This is a genomic window from Streptomyces sp. R41, from assembly GCF_041053055.1.
Taxonomy (GTDB): domain Bacteria; phylum Actinomycetota; class Actinomycetes; order Streptomycetales; family Streptomycetaceae; genus Streptomyces.
On record NZ_CP163443.1, the window covers coordinates 1,409,438 to 1,424,492 of the forward strand.

A 15,055-nucleotide genomic window follows, 5' to 3' on the forward strand; every position below is an offset into this window, starting at 1 on the left:
TACATCCGCCCGTCGCCGGTGGATCAGACGTTGGGTTGTGGGGAGCCGTTTCCAGATCCGGGCGTAAGCGACGGGCATTCGATGTACCGGCACGGCCCCTTCCGTGCGTTCGCGGCTGCGGGTGCGTGGGGGTCCACGTACGGACCCTTCCGTGTGTTCGCGGGTGCGGGTGCGTGGGGCATCCGGCACCGACCCATCCGTACCTCGACCAGCCGCGCCCGCGTGGGGCAGGTGGCACGGACCCGTCCGTACCTCGACCAGCCGCGCGCGCATGGGGCATCCGGCACCGACCCATCCGTACCTCGACCAGCCGCGCGCGCATGGGGCATCCGGCACCGACCCATCCGTACCTCGACCAGCCGCGCCCGCGTGGGGCAGGTGGCACGGACCCGTCCGTGCGTCGGCGAGCCGCGTGTGCGTGGGCTTGCGGCACTGACCGGTTCGCCGCCAGGTCGGTGCGCCGAGGTTGGCCTCCCGTGCGTCGAGTCGGCGAGGATCATCTCCATGCACTTCCCGCCCTACCCGCCGGGTCCGCGCATCTCGGCCCTCGTCGTGGCGGCTCTCGCCGTGCCGTCCGTGCTGCTTCTCCTGCTGGTCGCGTTCTCCTGGCAGCCGCTGCTCACCCTCGACGGCGACATCGCCCGCACCACACACACCTGGGCGGTCGACCAGCCAGGCGTCACCCATGTGTTCCGGATCCTGACGGACTGGGTGTGGGACCCCTGGACGATGCGCGCCGTATGTGCCGCCGCCGTGGTCTGGCTGGTGTGGATCCACTCGGCATGGTGGCTCGCCCTATGGGTGGTGGCCACATGTGCGCTAGGCACAGGGGTGCAGCAGGGACTGAAGTCGGCGGTCGGCCGCGAGCGCCCGGTCTGGCCCGACCCCGTGGACTCCGCCCACTACGCGGCCTTCCCCTCCGGCCACGCCCTGACGGCCACAGTGGTGTGCGGGCTGCTGCTTTGGCTGCTGTTCCTGTACGGCGCCGGGCGCACCCTGCGGCGTACTGCACTGGGCCTGGCCGTGGTCTCCGTCGTGGGCGTCGGTCTGACGCGTGTCTGGCTCGGCGTGCACTGGCCGTCGGACGTCGTGGGCGGCTGGCTCTTCGGCGCGCTGATCGTGGCGCTGGCGGTGGCTTCGTACGAACGATGGTCCGGCGCCAGGCGTTCTTGACCGGCATCGGCCGCGCCACGAAGGATCACCCCATGACGACCAAAGGCGTCCTCTTCGACTTCTCCGGAACCCTCTTTCGTATCGAGTCCACCGATTCATGGCTGCGCGCGGTGCTGGACGAGTCCGAACTCACCCTTCCCGAACCGGAGTTGACCCGGGCGGCGCAGGCCCTGGAAGCCGCCGGCGCACTTCCGGGCGGAGCCTTTCCGTCACAGCCGCTGCCGGACGACCTCGCCGAAGTCTGGAAGGTCCGCGACGAGTCCGCCGAGCTGCACCGGGCCGCGTACACCGGCGCCTCCCGTCAGGTCCCGCTGCCCGACCCTCGGCTCCACGACGCGCTGTACGACCGCCATATGGCGCCGGCCGCCTGGAGTCCCTACCCCGACGCGGCCGACGTGCTGGGCACGCTGCGCGAGCGCGGGGTCGCGGTCGGTGTGGTCAGCAACATCGGCTGGGATCTGCGGCCCGTCTTCCGCGAGCACGGCCTCGACCCGTACATCGGCGCGTACGTGCTGTCGTACGAGCACGGCATCCAGAAACCGGACCCGCGGCTGTTCAGGGCCGCCTGCGACGCGCTCGGGGTCGCCCCCGAGGACACGCTGATGGTGGGTGACGACCGCCGGGCGGACGGCGGTGCCGCGGCCCTGGGGTGCGGGGTGCACTTCGTGGACCATCTGCCGGTGACGCACCGCCCGGACGGACTGCGGCCGGTCCTCGACCTGATCGGCTGAGGCCCCCTCCCCTGTGCGCCTTCAGCCCTGATAGTCCTCGACCTGCGACGACGGGCGGACGCGCGCCTCGTCCGGGTTCTCGCCGAACTCGGACTTCGCGCGCCGCTGGCGCAGCAGGTCCCAGCACTGATCGAGCGCGCGCTCCAGCTCTCCGAGCCGTTCTTGTTCGGTTTCGCTGTCGATCTGCCCGGACGCCAGGGCGTCGCGCAGTCGTCGCTCGTCGTCCACCATCGTCGTGATCCTGGCCAGGATCTGCTCTTGATCCATGTCCGTACGCCTCCTCGGGGACTCCAGGCCACTGTAAGGAGGACTCGGTGGCTCTGCGAGACGTATCGGCCGCCGAAAGTAGCCTCAGCACACCATTTGGGCGTATTGCGCGCCCACCCTGGACGATCCCCCGCGTCGCCCAGGGCGGACGGCAGCCCGAAGCCGACCCTTAAAGGGTCTCGGCCCGAACGCGTTGAGTATAGTTGGCTGGCAGCCAGTCAACGCAGGAGTTACAGCATGTCCCCGCGCAGCGCCTCGGTCAATGAAGAGTTGCGGCGGCGTTCCCGGGAGCGGCTGTTGCAGGCCGCGGTGGAGCTGGTGAGCGAGCGTGGCTACGAGGCGACGACGCTCGGCGACATCGCGGATCGCGCGGGATCGGCCCGTGGACTGGTGTCGTACTACTTCCCCGGCAAACGCCAGCTCCTGCAGTCCGCCGTGCACCGGCTGATGCACCGCACGCTGGAGGAGGCGCTGGAACGCGAGCCGCGTACCGAGGACGGCCGGGAGCGGATGGCGCGGACCATCGACGCGATCCTGGGGCTGGCCGGGAGCCAGCCCGTGCTGATGCGCCAGCACATGGCCGGGCTGCTGCAGGCCGAGGGCTTCGTGCAGTGCCCGGAGCAGCAGCGGCTCGCGCAGCTGCTGCGGGACACAGTCGCCGGGCACGGCTCGCCGGACGCCGCCACCGACTACCCGATGCTGCGCGCGGTGCTCATGGGCGCGGTGTACGCGGCCCTGGTGCCCGGCGTGCCGATGCCGATCCCCACACTGCGGGCCGAGCTGTTCAAGCGCTACCACCTCGACTGGGAGATGGGTGTCCCGCCGGACACCGAGGTGCCCGGCGGGACCTGCGAGACGGATCTGTCACGGTTCTTCACGACCGACCGCCTGCCCGACGATCAGCCCGATCGGACCGCCGCTCAGCCCGAAGAGACCGTCGCTCAGCCCGTTCGGCCCGGCGATCTGCCCAGTCAGCCCGACGGTCGGTCCGATCAGCCCGACGATCAGTCGAAGTAGTCCGGCTGCGTCTGGACGTTGAGCTCGCGCAGATGGACCCACTTCGCCGGATCCGTGCGCCTGTCGCTGAGCTTCAGTACGTCGAAGCCCTTGGCGATGTCGTTCGAGTAGATGTAGCCGTTGTAGTAGTACGCCGACCACGAGCCGCCGATCTGCAGCGTGTCGGTGGACAGCGGGCCGCGCTCGAAGTAGGCGATCTCCTTCGGGTTGGCCGAGTCGGTGAAGTCCCAGACGGAGACGCCGCCCTGGTACCAGGCCTGGACCATGAGGTCCTTGCCCTTGACCGGGATCAGCGAGCCGTTGTGGGCCACGCAGTTCTCGGTGTCCGCCTGGTGGCGGGGAATCTTGTAGTAGCTCTTGAAGACGAGCTTGCGGTTGTCGCCCTTGCCAACGATGTCGTAGATGCCGTCGGCACCGCGGTTCGGGCCGATCGCCGCGTTGCAGGTGGCCGCGCCGCCGCCGCCCAACTCGTCGGTGAACACGACCTTGTTGGCCTTCTGGTTGAAGGTCGCCGAGTGCCAGAACGCGAAGTTCACGTTGTCCTCGACCTGGTCGATGACCTTCGGGTGCTCCGGATCCTTGATGGAGAACAGGATGCCGTCGCCCATGCAGGCGCCCGCGGCCAGGTCCTTGGACGGCAGGACCGTGATGTCGTGGCAGCCGGTGGTCTTGGAGACGCCCGGGTTGGTGGGCGCGCCCGGGTTGCCGCCGCCGTCCGGACCCTCGCCGGGGAAGAGGACGGGGAAGTTCACAACTGCCGCTTCCTCAGGGGCGTTGCGCGGCACCTTGATGACCGAGATGCCGTCGTGCGGGGGCTGGCAGTCGGGGAAGGTGGCGCTCGGCGAGTACGAGGAGACGTAGATGTAGACGTCTTTGCGCTCCGGCACCAGCGAGTGGGTGTGCGAGCCGCACGCGGTCTCGACGGCGGCCACGTACTTGGGGTTCGCCTTGTCGCTGATGTCGAAGATCTTCATGCCCTCCCACGACGACTTCTCGGTCGCGGGCTGCGAGGTGCTGTTGCAGGAGTTGTCGCTGCGCGAGGAGTCGGTGGACAGGAAGAGCAGGTTGCCGGAGACGGAGACGTCGTTCTGCGAGCCGGGGCAGAGCACCTGCGCGACGGTCTTGGGCGCCTTCGGATTGCTGATGTCGAAGATGCGGAAGCCGTCGTAGTTGCCGGCGAACGCGTACTTGCCCTGGAAGGCCAGGTCCGAATTGAGGCCGGTGAAGGCCTCCTTGGGGACATTGGCGAGGTGTTCGATGTTGTCGGAGTGGACGATCTCGTCCTTGCCGGGTATCTCACCGCTCGCTATCGCCGCCTTCGCCTCGGCGGCGTCGCTCTTGGAGACCTGCTCCTGCGCGGCGGGACTGTCCCCGGGATCGGGGGTCGCGGCCGCCGGGCCGGCCGTGAGCAGCGTGGCCAGGAGTCCGGCCGCGGCCGCGGCAACTCCCAGACGTCTGCGCCGCGTTCGGGGGTCGTTCAACAGGATCACTGTGTCCTCCCTTGTAGCCGTTCGCAGTCGAACGGTTCACGGACCCCTGAAGTATCGTCCGTCCCATCGGGAGATCAACAGATGGCAACGTACTCGTAATGAACGTTTTTGATCAGTCACGTGCGGAAGCGTGCTAGGACGGTCATCAACACCCTTGAGGTGTCCGCCCCTTCGTGTGCCACAGGAGGTCGCTGTGCTTGTTCGCCGTACGGCCCGTGCGTCCCTGGTCGCGGTGTCGCTGTTGGTCGCCGCGCTCGCTCTCGGGGGATGTGACTCCGGCTCCGAGACCAAGTCCGGGAAGGCGAGCGGGCCTTCGGTGATCGCACCCGGCAAGCCCGGCGAGGCGGCCGAGACACTCTCGGCCCAGGACGCCGCGAAACAGCGGGCCGACGACGACTCCCCCAACTCGGCGGACTTCGCGTACGCGCGGATGATGATCGAGCACCACACGCAGGCCCTGGAGATGACCGAACTCGCCCCGAAACAGGCCGAGTCGGGCCAGGTGAAGCGGCTCGCCGCGCGGATCGCGGCCGCGCAGGGTCCGGAGATCACCACCATGAAGAGCTGGCTGAAGACACACGACGGCGAGCAGGCCGGCACGGACCACGAGCACGGGACGATGCCCGGCATGGCGACGGAGGCCCAGCTCAAGAAGTTGCGCGCGGCGAAGGGCAAGACGTTCGACGAGCTGTTCCTGAAGCTGATGATCACACATCACGACGGGGCGATCACCATGGCCACGGATGTGAAGGCCCAGGGCAACAACATCCAGATCGAGGAGATGGCCGACGATGTGATCGCTCAGCAGACGAGCGAGATCACGCGGATGCGCGAGATGTCGTAACCACCGTACTCAGCGTCTTGCGTGACGGGGTGCCAGGAATCCCGCGTCGCGTGCCCCGGCGATCAGTCTGAGCGATTGACGCCGACTGTGACCGGTGGCGTACATGACCGCGCGGACCGGGTCGACGCCCCCTTCCTGCGCCGCGCGGTACTCCTCCGCGACCAGCCACCGCCCCTCGACGCCACGCGGCCATGGGGGCCGGGCGCGGCGCCCCGGCCCTTCCTCCGGCTCGCACGACGGGGCAGTCGGCTCGCCGCACGCCCCGAAGAGCGGTTCCTCGATCCAGTCGGCCAGCACCGCGAGGTCGTCGAGGGAGAGCGGCGGCTGGGCCCGTACATCCTCGATCGACACGCCCGCCTCGGACACCACGACGAGCAGGTCGACCTGGGCGCCGTCGTCGAAGGCCAGCCGGGCGTAGAACCACGACGTGGCGCCTTCCTGCTCCTGCACTTCCCACGCGGGCCACACGGACACCGCACCGTCCGCGGGGCAGCGATCGGCCAGATCAAGAAAGGATGCTTCTAGCACACGCGGAACGTAACCGCATGATCACACTCCATACGAACGGACACGCACACGCGCGTCGCGGACCACACCCTGTCAGCGGAGCATCGGCGGTGCGATGCTGGAATCAACAGCGATCTCCTGTCAGCGTTCTCCGTGATCCCTCGGGTAAGGAGTTCGGCCGTGCTGCATGTCGCCGTCGTAGGCTCGGGACCCAGCGGGGTCTACAGCGCACAGAGTCTCGTCCAGCAGAGCCAGGAGCCCGGCGTCCGGGTGGACGTCCTGGACCGGCTGCCATGTCCGTACGGCCTGGTGCGTTATGGCGTGGCGCCCGACCACGAGAAGATCAAGTCGCTGCAGAACAATCTGCGGGCGGTGCTCGAGGACGAGCGGGTGCGGTTCCTGGGCGGGGTCGAGGTCGGCCCGGGCGGGGTGCCGGTGGCCCGGCTGCGGGAGCTGTACCACGCGGTGGTCTACTGCGTGGGCGCCGCCACCGACCGCCACCTCGGAGTGCCAGGCGAGGAGCTGCCCGGCAGCTGGTCGGCGACCGAGTTCGTGTCCTGGTACAGCGCGCACCCCGACTCCGTGGCCGACGGATTCATCCTCGGCGCACGGTCGGCCGTGGTCATCGGCGTCGGCAACGTGGCCGTCGACGTGACCCGGATGCTGGCCCGCGGCGCGGCCGAGCTGAGCCCCACCGACATGCCGCAGGCGGCGCTCACCGCGCTGGCCGCGAGCAAGGTGACGGAGGTCAGCATGGTCGGGCGGCGCGGCCCTTCGCAGGCCCGTTTCACCACCAAGGAGCTGCGCGAGCTGGGCGCGCTGCCGGACACAGAAGTCGTGGTGGACCCTGAGGAGTTGGCTCTCGATCCGGCCTATCTGGACCCGTCGGACCTGCCCGCCGCCCAGCGCCGCAATGTGGAGGTGCTGCGGGGATGGGCCGCCGCGCCGCCGCAGGGCCGTCCGCGACGGATCCGGCTGCGCTTCTTCCTGCGCCCCGTCGAACTGCTCCCCGACGGGGGCCGTGTGGGTGCGGTCCGCTTCGAGCGGACGGTGCCGGACGGACAGGGCGGGGTGACGGGCACGGGGCGGTACGAGGACATCGAGGCGCAGCTGGTGCTGCGCTCGGTCGGCTATCGCGGGGTGCCGATCGAAGGGCTGCCGTTCGATGCCGACCGCGGCACGGTGCCGAATCTGGCGGGGCGGATACTGCGGGACGGCACGATCTCCCCGGGCGAGTATGTGGCGGGCTGGATCAAGCGCGGCCCGACGGGTGTCATCGGCACCAACCGGCCGTGCGCGAAGGAGACGGTGACCTCACTCCTGGAGGACGCCGCCGGCCTCGTACGGCGGGACGTGCCCGAGGACCCGCTCGCGGCGCTGCGGGCGGAGGGGCTGAGGCCGGTCGAGTGGGCCGGATGGCAGGCGATCGAGCGGGCCGAGGCGGAGCTCGGAGCCTCGTTCGGCCGTGGTGTGGTCAAGCTTCCGGACTGGGAGTCGCTGCTGGCGGCGGCGCGGACGGCGCCTTCTTAGCAGAGTCGCGCGGCGTCCTGTGGGCATGACACCTGACGGCAACACACCGGAAATCAACAAACTGTTCAAGCCCCATACGGTCTCGTGCTGTCGAACAGTCCGTCCCCACCCGCCGCTCCAGGAGTGCCCATGGCGACCGCAGCACCCGTGCATCCCGTCGACGAGGTCCCACCCGTACGCCAACTGGCCGCCTTCGGGCTGCAGCACGTACTCGCGATGTACGCGGGCGCGGTGGCCGTTCCGCTGATCGTGGGCGGTGCGATGAAGCTGTCGCCCGCCGATCTGGCGTATCTGATCACCGCGGATCTGCTGGTGTGCGGGACCGCGACACTGATCCAGTGCGTGGGTTTCTGGCGTTTCGGGGTGCGGCTGCCGATCATGCAGGGATGCACCTTCGCGGCCGTGTCGCCGATGGTGCTCATCGGGACGACGGGAGGCGGACTGCCCGCGATCTACGGGTCGGTGATCGTCGCGGGCCTCGCGATCGTCCTGCTGGCCCCGGTCTTCGGGAAGCTGCTCCGCTTCTTCCCGCCGCTCGTCACGGGCACGGTGATTCTGATCATCGGTGTCTCGCTGCTGCCGGTGGCGGGCAACTGGGCGGCCGGCGGCGTGGGCGCGAAGGACTTCGGCGAGCCGAAGAACCTGGCGCTCGCGGCCTTCGTGCTGGCCGTGGTGCTGGGTGTGCAGCGATTCGCTCCTGCCTTCCTGAGCCGGATCGCGGTGCTGATCGGCATCGCCGTGGGCCTCGCGGTCGCCGTCCCCTTCGGGTTCACGGACTTCGGCGGGGTCGGGGACGCCGACTGGGTCGGGATCAGCACGCCGTTCCACTTCGGGGCACCGTCGTTCCACGCCTCCGCGATCATCTCGATGCTGGTCGTGGCGCTGGTGACGATGACCGAGACGACCGGTGACTTCATCGCGGTGGGCCAGATGACCGACCGGCCGATCCAGCCGCGTACGCTCGCGGACGGTCTGCGCGCCGACGGCCTGTCGACGGTCCTCGGCGGTGTGTTCAACACCTTCCCGTACACGGCGTTCGCGCAGAACGTGGGCCTCGTCGGGATGACCCGGGTGCGCAGCCGCTGGGTGGTCGCCGCGGCGGGCGGCATCCTCGTGCTGCTCGGCCTGCTGCCCAAGTTGGGCGCGGTCGTGGCAGCCATTCCGGCGCCGGTCCTTGGCGGCGCGGGTCTGGTGATGTTCGGAACGGTCGCCGCGAGCGGTCTGCGCACCCTTTCCGAGGTGGACTTCAAGGGCAACAACAACCTGACGGTGGTGGCCGTTTCGCTCGCGGTGGGCATGCTGCCGGTCGGGGTGCCGACGGTCTACGAGAAGTTCCCCGACTGGTTCCAGACGGTGATGAACAGCGGGATCAGCGCGGGCTGCCTGACCGCGATCGTACTGAACCTGCTCTTCAACCATCTGCCGGGCAAGGCGAGTTCGACCGGGGTCGGCGCCGAGCCGGAGACCAGCGCCGCGTCAGCTTGAGCCCAGGCGGGCGGCCTGGTCGGCGGCGGCGCCGAGGGCGCTGTCGAGAAGGTCGGGGAAGAGATCGTCCAGGTCGTCCGTGCGCAGGGTGTTCATCTTGGCCGTGCCCGTGCGCCTTGAGCATCCGGCCCCGGACCCGGGTCAGGTCTCCTCGAAGTGGCTGGGCCGGTCGTCCCGGTGGATCAGGCGGCCCCGCCGCTCGGCCGCGGCGCGGGGCATCAGGGTCCAGGTGCCGTCGGCGCGGCGCAGGGCCGCCGAGTGCCATGGGGTGGTCCAGGCGTCTGCCGCGTCGAGGAGGCGGATGCCGAACTTGGGGGCGCCGATGAGCTGGGGGTGGATGGACAGGCGTATGGAGCGGGGGTGGTGGTGGGCGATCAGATCGCCCCAGGCCCTGCTGCGCTGGATGACTCCGTACGCGCGTGTGCGGCACTCGCGCTGCAGGGCGGACCGGGTGCCGGTGAAGTCGGCGGTGTCCTCGACGAGGAAGCGGGTGATGCCCCGGTAGAGGGCGAGGGTGGGGGCGTCGGCGCGGACCTCTGTGCGCAGGGCGTCCAGGGTGGGGGCGTAGCGGTCGTGGACGTGAGCGCGTTTGGCGTCGTGGGGCAGGTCGCCGAGCACGTCGCGCAGGTCGAAGACGGACAGTCTGTGCAGGCCCGACGTCCGTGTCAGCGCGCGCAGTTCGTCGGTGTAGGCGTCTATGTGATCGTCGGGGACACGGATGAGGTCGCCGAAGACATGGCCGTCGGAGCAGATGACGATGCGGGCGCCGGGCGCATGGATCCTCCCGATGTCCGCGCACAGGGCGTCGAGGAAACCGAGGGAGAGTCGTTCGCCCTGGTCGGGCAGGTGGCCCAGGACCTTGGCGGGGTTCGGGGACTTGCAGGGGAAGCCGGGCAGGGTGAACACGACGGGGGCGCCTTGGCGTACGAAGGCGTCGATCTGGCGCAGTTGATGCTGGAACGCCTCCGCGGGCGCGGGTATCGGGTCGGTCGTGCGGTGGTGCGGGAGCAGCAGTTCCAGGATCGAGACGCTGGTGCTGGAGCTCGTGGGGGTGGTGTCCGGCGCGGTCGTCGACGGCACGGCGTTCCTCCGGGAGGCATGCGGGCATGGCGGCATGGCGCCGCGGTGGTCGGGGCCGGGCGCCTTCGGGTGAGCGGGGGTCAGAGGCGTCGGTCGTAGCCGACGGGCAGGCGGTCGGTGCCCCGGCCGAGGACGGCCGGGATCCATTCGAGGTCCTCGTCCTGGACGGCCAGGCACAGACCGGGCAGCCGGGTGAGGAGCGTGCCGAGGGCGATCTGGAGTTTGGCGCGGGCGAGGGCGGCGCCGGGGCAGAAGTGGATGCCGTGACCGAAGGCCAGGTGCGGGTTCGGCGAGCGGTCGAGGTCGAGGGTCTCGGGGTCCTTGAAGCGGCGCGGGTCGCGGTTGGCGGCGCACAGGGAGACGATCACGGAGTCGCCGGCCGGGACCTCGGTGCCGTGCAGGTCGCTGTCCTTGCCGAAGAAGCGCCAGGTGGTGAGCTCGAAGGCGCTGTCGTAGCGGAGCAGTTCCTCGACCGCGCGCGGCAGCAGCTCCGGTTCGTCGCGCAGGCGGACCAGCTGGTCGGGATGGCGGAGCAGGGCGATCAGGGCGGTGGTGATCTGGTTGGTGACCGGCTCCTGGCCCGCGACGAGGAGCTGGAAGATCATGGAGTCCAGCTCCTTCTGGGTCAGTTCGCGGCGGTCGCGGGCCACCACGAGACGGCTGAGCAGGTCGTCGTCCCAGTGCTCGCGCTTGTGGGCGACGACCTCGGCTATGTAGCTCTGCAGGCCGTGCAGCCGGGCCTCGTACCGCGGACGTCCCGGGTCGGTCGGGCCGACCGGCTGGACGACTTTGCCCCAGTCGCGGTCGAAGCGTGCCGCCAACTCCGCGGGCAGTCCGATGACTTCGGCCAGGACCTGGAAGGGGAAGCGCGCGGCGAAGCCGGCGACGAGGTCGGCGGGGCCGGCGGCGGGCAGGGCATCGACAAGACGGTCTGCCAACTCCTGCATGCGGGATCGCAGTTGTTCGACGCGACGCGGTGCGAAGGCGTCTGACACGAAGCGCCGCATGCGGGTGTGCCGGGGCGGGTCCTGATGCAGGAGGTGGACCTGGAGCTGGGAGTGCTGGGGTTCCGGCATGATCGAGGCGCGGGCCCGCCAGCGGTCGTTGCCCAGGTCGTGGTTCTTGCCGAGGCGGTCGTCACCCAGCGCGGCGTGGGCGGCCTCGTACCCGGTGACGAGCCAGGCCGTGACCCCGCTGGGGAAGAGCACGCGGTGGACGGGGCCGCCGTCGCGCATCCGCTCGTACAGGGGATAGGGGTCGCGCTTGTACGGGCAGCCCATGAGCGGGACAGGGGCGCACTGGGGTTCCTCAACAGTCAAGGTGGCTCCTCAGAGGGCGAGTTCGGGCTGGTAGTGCTCCAGCCACAGAGCGAGGTCGACGACGCGTTCGAGGCGGAGCCGGTGGCCCCACTCCAGCCGCTCGGGCGGGGTGTCGAGGCACGGCTTGATGCGGGTCTCGTCGGCCAGGGCACGCACGTGGGCGGTGGCGAGCGCGTCGCGGGCCATGTTCTGCAGGCCGCGGTTGTAGTCGGGGTGGTGGGTGGCCGGGTAGTGGTTCTTCGGCCGGTGCAGGACGGATTCGGGTGCGAGATGGTTGCCCGCCGCGCGCAGCAGGCTCTTCTCGCGGCCGTCGAAGCTCTTCAGGGCCCACGGGGCGGCGAAGGCGTACTCGACGAGCCGGTGGTCGCAGTACGGGACGCGGACCTCCAGGCCCTGCGCCATGCTCAACCGGTCCTTGCGATGCAGGAGTTGGCGCAGCCACCGGGTCAGGGACAGGTGCTGCATCTCGCGCTGCCGATGCTCGGCGGGCGACTCGCCGTCGAGGTGCGGTACGGCGGCCAGGGCGTCCCGGTAGGTGTCGTCGCGGAACTCTCCGATGCACAGGTCGAGTTCGGGGTTCAGCGGCATCGCGGCCTCGTCGCCGGTGACCAGCAGCCACGGGAAGGTACGGGTCGACAGCGCCTTGGGGTTGTGGAACCACGGGTAGCCGCCGAAGACTTCGTCCGCGGCCTCCCCCGACACGGCGACCGTGGAGTGACGCCGTATCTCCCCGAAGAGCAGATACAGCGAGGTGTCCATGTCGCCGACGCCGATCGGCGAGTCGCGGGCGACCACCACGGCCCTGCGGTGCTCGGGGTCGAGCAGGGCGAGCGGGTCGAGGACGACGGTGCTGTGGTCGGTGCCGATGAAGGCACCGGCTTCGACGGCGTACGGGGTGTCGTGGCCGGTGCGCAGCACGTCGCCGGTGAACCGCTCGGCCTGGTCGCTGTAGTCGACGGCGTACGAGCGGACGCGGGAGTCCGGGCCCTCGCGCCGCCGCAGTTCGTCGGCGAGCAGGGCGGTCAGGACGGTGGAGTCGATGCCGCCGGAGAGCAGACTGCACAGCGGTACGTCGGCCTCCAGCTGGCCGCGCGCGGCCGTGCTCACCAGGCTGCGCACACGCTCGACGGTCGCGTCCCGGTCGTCGACGTGAGCATGGGCGCGCAGCTGCCAGTAGCGGTGTTCGCGGATGCCGTCCCGGTCCAGGACGAGGAGGCCTCCTGGTTCGACCTCCCGTACCCCTGACCACACCGTCGGGCCGGTGTTGAAGAGCAGGCTGTACGCCTCCCGCAGGCCGTCCGCGTCCACCCTCGGCCGTATCTCGGGGTGGGCGAAGAGCGCCTTCGGCTCGGAGGCGAACGCCAGGCCCCCGTCGACGGCCGACCAGAACAGCGGCTTGACGCCGAGCCGGTCACGGACCAGCAGCAGCCGCTGCTCGCGTTCGTCCCAGACCGCGAAGGCGAACATGCCGTCCAGGTGGTCGGCGAGCCCCTCGCCCCATTCGGCATAGGCGCGCAGCACCACCTCGGTGTCGCTGCGTGTGCGGAAATCGTGTCCCAACTTCCGTAGTTCGCAACGGAGTTCGTGGTGGTTGTAGACCTCGCCGCTGTAGCTGAGGACGGTGGCCGGGGAGTCGGGGTGGTCGGTCATGGGCTGGACGCCGCCCGCGATGTCGATGACGGCGAGGCGCCTGTGGCCGATGGCTGCATGGCCGCCGAGCCAGACGCCCGAGGCATCGGGGCCGCGCGGGGCGAGGGCGGCCGTCATGGCCTCGATGACGGGGGCCTGGGTGCGGGCGTCGCTGTGGAAGGACACCCAGCCGGTGATTCCGCACATGGTGGGGACTGCTCCTTGGGTCAGTGGGTGGACGGTGGATGCCGGGTCCCGCCGTCTTCGGTGGACGGGATGCCGCGCCCGGCCGCCCTCGGTGGACGGGATGCCGCTGTCCCGCCGTCCTCGGTGGAAGTAATGCCGCGTTCGGCCGTCTTCGGTGGCAGTGACGCCGTGTCGGTCCGTCTTCGGTGGACGGCTGACGCCGTGCCGGGGGTCTGTGTTCAGTAGGCGGCGGGTGCCGCATCGGTGGTCTTCGGCGCGCGGCAAGTGCCGCAGCATCGGTGAGCTTCAGCGCGCGGCGGACGCCGCGCCGGTGGTCTTCTCGTGGCGCGGCCCGGGTGCGCGCCCGCGGCGGGCGGGCAGGGCGAGCAGGGGTACGGCGAGGCAGGCGGCGGCCGCGGCCAGTGCCAGTCCGGCGCGCACTCCGTCGCCAGGCCCGGCTCCGGCACCGGATTCGGAACCGGCCGCGGCGAGTCCGGCCCGTACGCCGTCACCGCCGGCCCCGGCCAGCCCCCAGGCCGCGGTGGCCAGCGCCGGGCCGAGCGTGAAGCCGAGGCTGCGGGCGAGCTGCACCGCGGAGCCGACGGTCGCGGCACGTTCGGGCGGGGCGGCGCCCATGACCAGGGCCTGGGTCGGGCCGCCGTTCAGCCCCATGCCGATGCCGGCCAGCGCCAGCCGCAAGGCCACCTCGGGCGGCGACCAGTCGTCACCCAGCGGGACGAGCAGCAGCAGCCCTGCGGCGGTGAGCGCGGCGCCCGTGACGGCCACGGGCCGGGCCCCGTACCGGTCGGCGAGCCGTCCGCCGACGGGCCCGGCCAACCCCATTCCCAGCGGGAAGGCGAGCACGGTCAGGCCCGTGCCGGTGGCACTGATTCCGTCGTCGCGCTGGAGGTGCAGGGCGACCACGTAGTGCATGGCGGCGAATCCGGCTGCCAGCGCAAGGACGGCGCCGTGCGCGGCGAACAGCCCCGACGCCCGAAGCGCGTCGGTCACCGGTCGGCCGCCGGGCCCGCGCAGCCACCACCACAGGGGTGGTACGGCGGCGATCACGAGCAACAGCCACGACGGTGTGCCGGGCGCCAGAGTCAGCGCCAGCAGCAACGCCGCCACTCCCGTGCCGACCAGCATCGCGTCGGCCAGCGAGCGCCTGTCGGGCCTGCGCGGCCTGCCGTCCCGGGGCATCGCCCGCCAAGCGACGGCCAGAGCCAGTACGCAGAAGGGGATCTTGACCAGGAACACCGCCCGCCAGCCCAGCTGGTCCAGCAGCAGTCCGCCGAGCGCGGGCCCGGTCACCGCGCCGAGCGGGCCGAGCGTTGCCGGCACGCTCATCGCCCGCCCACGCAGTCCCGGCCGTACCGAGCGGATCGCCAGCACGGGCATCAGCACGAACAGCAGCGCCCCGAACGCTCCTTGGGCGACCCGGGCAGCGATCAGCCAGGCCGCCCAGGGCGAGGCGGCAGCGAGCGCGCTGCACAGCGCGAAGCCCCCGGTCGCCGTCAGCAGCGCGGCCCGCAGCCCGGTCCCGTCCAGCCACCGGCCGACGGGCAACAGCAGGGCCACGACGGGCAGTTGGTATCCCAGCACCGCCCACTGCGCGGTCGCGTCGGACACGTGCAGGCCGCGGGAGATGTCCGCCAGCGCCACATTGACGATGTTCATGTCGAGCATCGCCACGAACGACAGCGCGCCCGCCACGGCCACCAGAAGCCAGCGGTCCTCGAACTCCGGCACGTGACCGGGCCGGAACTCGGGTATGTGACCTGGCCGTTCCTCCGTCAC

13 protein-coding genes and 1 pseudogene are annotated in these 15,055 nt (G+C 70.6%); 6 read left to right on the plus strand and 8 right to left on the minus strand.

Annotated elements, in window-relative coordinates:
• Positions 1 to 504 precede the first annotated feature (504 nt).
• Positions 505 to 1,173, plus strand: coding sequence for a phosphatase PAP2 family protein (locus AB5J53_RS06715; RefSeq protein ID WP_369244695.1), 669 nt, complete (start codon positions 505 to 507; stop codon positions 1,171 to 1,173).
• Between the two features lie 32 nt (positions 1,174 to 1,205).
• Positions 1,206 to 1,904 (plus strand): HAD family hydrolase, encoded by a 699-nt coding sequence (locus tag AB5J53_RS06720; protein WP_369244696.1) that lies wholly within the window; start codon positions 1,206 to 1,208, stop codon positions 1,902 to 1,904.
• A gap of 21 nt (positions 1,905 to 1,925) precedes the next feature.
• Here AB5J53_RS06720 and AB5J53_RS06725 read toward each other — a convergent pair whose 3' ends face one another.
• Positions 1,926 to 2,171, minus strand: a complete 246-nt coding sequence (locus AB5J53_RS06725) for a DUF2630 family protein (RefSeq protein WP_369244697.1) — start codon at positions 2,169 to 2,171, stop codon at positions 1,926 to 1,928.
• A gap of 237 nt (positions 2,172 to 2,408) precedes the next feature.
• Here AB5J53_RS06725 and AB5J53_RS06730 point away from each other — a divergent pair, with 237 nt between their 5' ends.
• Positions 2,409 to 3,188, plus strand: coding sequence for a TetR/AcrR family transcriptional regulator (locus AB5J53_RS06730; protein WP_369244698.1), 780 nt, complete (start codon positions 2,409 to 2,411; stop codon positions 3,186 to 3,188).
• Here AB5J53_RS06730 and AB5J53_RS06735 read toward each other — a convergent pair.
• Positions 3,176 to 4,678 carry an LVIVD repeat-containing protein gene (locus AB5J53_RS06735; RefSeq protein WP_369244699.1) on the minus strand — a complete coding sequence of 501 codons (1,503 nt, stop codon included), beginning with the start codon at positions 4,676 to 4,678 and terminating at the stop codon, positions 3,176 to 3,178. The genes AB5J53_RS06730 and AB5J53_RS06735 overlap by 13 nt on opposite strands.
• A 193-nt stretch (positions 4,679 to 4,871) precedes the next feature.
• Here AB5J53_RS06735 and AB5J53_RS06740 point away from each other — a divergent pair, with 193 nt between their 5' ends.
• A complete protein-coding gene (locus AB5J53_RS06740; RefSeq protein ID WP_369244700.1) occupies positions 4,872 to 5,522 on the plus strand; it encodes a DUF305 domain-containing protein in 651 nt (216 codons plus the stop codon).
• A gap of 9 nt (positions 5,523 to 5,531) precedes the next feature.
• On the opposite strand, the gene AB5J53_RS06745 is transcribed toward AB5J53_RS06740, so the two are convergent.
• Positions 5,532 to 5,996: a DUF6214 family protein gene (locus AB5J53_RS06745; RefSeq protein ID WP_369252088.1), complete on the minus strand. Its 465-nt coding sequence runs from the start codon at positions 5,994 to 5,996 to the stop codon at positions 5,532 to 5,534.
• A gap of 213 nt (positions 5,997 to 6,209) precedes the next feature.
• Here AB5J53_RS06745 and AB5J53_RS06750 point away from each other — a divergent pair, with 213 nt between their 5' ends.
• Positions 6,210 to 7,559 carry an FAD-dependent oxidoreductase gene (locus AB5J53_RS06750; RefSeq protein ID WP_369244701.1) on the plus strand — a complete coding sequence of 450 codons (1,350 nt, stop codon included), beginning with the start codon at positions 6,210 to 6,212 and terminating at the stop codon, positions 7,557 to 7,559.
• Positions 7,560 to 7,688: 129 nt separating this feature from the next.
• On the plus strand, positions 7,689 to 9,044 hold the full coding sequence (locus AB5J53_RS06755) for a nucleobase:cation symporter-2 family protein (protein WP_369244702.1): 1,356 nt from the start codon (positions 7,689 to 7,691) through the stop codon (positions 9,042 to 9,044).
• On the opposite strand, the pseudogene AB5J53_RS06760 reads toward AB5J53_RS06755, so the two are convergent.
• The 5 genes and pseudogenes from AB5J53_RS06760 to AB5J53_RS06780 form a co-directional block, all read right to left on the minus strand.
• A pseudogene (locus tag AB5J53_RS06760) lies at positions 9,036 to 9,152 on the minus strand (transcriptional regulator); the annotation flags it as partial. The gene AB5J53_RS06755 and the pseudogene AB5J53_RS06760 overlap by 9 nt on opposite strands.
• 33 nt (positions 9,153 to 9,185) lie before the next feature.
• Positions 9,186 to 10,124, minus strand: a complete 939-nt coding sequence (locus tag AB5J53_RS06765; RefSeq protein WP_369244703.1) for an L-tyrosine/L-tryptophan isonitrile synthase family protein — start codon at positions 10,122 to 10,124, stop codon at positions 9,186 to 9,188.
• Between the two features lie 80 nt (positions 10,125 to 10,204).
• Positions 10,205 to 11,404 (minus strand): cytochrome P450, encoded by a 1,200-nt coding sequence (locus tag AB5J53_RS06770; protein ID WP_369252090.1) that lies wholly within the window; start codon positions 11,402 to 11,404, stop codon positions 10,205 to 10,207.
• Between the two features lie 48 nt (positions 11,405 to 11,452).
• A complete protein-coding gene (gene asnB, locus AB5J53_RS06775) occupies positions 11,453 to 13,279 on the minus strand; it encodes an asparagine synthase (glutamine-hydrolyzing) (RefSeq protein ID WP_369244704.1) in 1,827 nt (608 codons plus the stop codon).
• A gap of 285 nt (positions 13,280 to 13,564) precedes the next feature.
• Positions 13,565 to 15,055 (minus strand): MFS transporter, encoded by a 1,491-nt coding sequence (locus tag AB5J53_RS06780; RefSeq protein ID WP_369244705.1) that lies wholly within the window; start codon positions 15,053 to 15,055, stop codon positions 13,565 to 13,567.